At 42.6% G+C, this 1093-nt stretch carries 1 protein-coding gene and 1 pseudogene; both read right to left on the reverse strand.

The features are described from left to right. Window positions 1-14: 14 nt before the first annotated feature. Window positions 15-599 (reverse strand): annotated as a pseudogene (locus A3739_RS19310) (NAD(P)H-dependent oxidoreductase). A gap of 153 nt (window positions 600-752) precedes the next feature. Next, window positions 753-1093: alpha/beta fold hydrolase (locus A3739_RS19315; RefSeq protein ID WP_156502701.1), on the reverse strand; the 341-nt coding region annotated here is incomplete at its 5' end.

Consider the following 1093-nt stretch of genomic DNA (forward strand, 5'->3'; position numbering starts at 1 on the left):
CCCCAAACAGTGCTCTAAAAAATGCGATCTAAATGTGCTTCAAATCGTTTAAGGTCGTCATCGACGCTTGGTTTTTTCATCACGTCATAGGCCACGAACGTTTCAAGCGGCTCCATTGCGAAGAACCGAAAATTCACATGCATCGGGAAGAACAAATCATCAACCGTTTTGCCTTGGAATAAATATTCACCTGGGTCATTAAACGCTTCTTCGGGTGCGTTGAAAGTTAATGACAGCATATATTTTTTACCCGCTGCTATGCCTCCACCGCCATAGTTTTTCTTAGGTTCTTCGTGGGTACGCCCATCATCGTTACACAACTAGCCACCCATACCAGCCGTGTAGACTTCATCAATATATTTTTTGAATGTCCATGTCACGCCCATCCAATTCACAGGCGTTTGAAGAATCACAACATCAGCCCAAACATGATTCGCAACTTGTTCATCCACATCATATTCTTCTGCAGAATTTACAACGCGCGTTTCATGTCCCTTTTCTTGTAGACGAGCCTCTGCCAGCTCCACCATGGTTTTGTTTAATCGACCTTCTGAAAAAGGATAAGGATGATGCCCATTAAGAATTAGCACCTTGCTCATACTTTCGCCAATTGAAATAAATGCTCTTAGCAATGTAAAAGTAGGGACGCGCGCATCCCTCTAAAGTTCATTTTTTTTGGCTAGTAAGATTTAGCACGATTCTTTGCAGGTTCAAGCACCTCGCGTTAACTAGGCACCCGAGAAAACTAGTCGTTAATACGAAATTTGAGTTAGAAAAGAGCGATACGCCTTCACAGATGCATCAGGAACCTCTTCCATCGGTAGATGCCCAACGTCTTCAAATATATACATTTGGGTTTGAGCGATTTCTTTTTGAAACCGATAAGCATTGGCTACCGGAAAATAAAGATCCTCTTGTCCCCACATTACAAACGTTGGAACGCTTACATCAGAAATTAACTGTGAGTCTTGGTCTAGACGCGCTTTAACACGTTTTGGGAACGCCGCTAAATTACCCGGATAACGGGACAACTCAAAATATCGATCCACTAGCTTTTCATCAACCAAGGCTGAATCGAAATACACATCCCTTA

The organism is Oleiphilus sp. HI0067, from assembly GCF_001635735.1.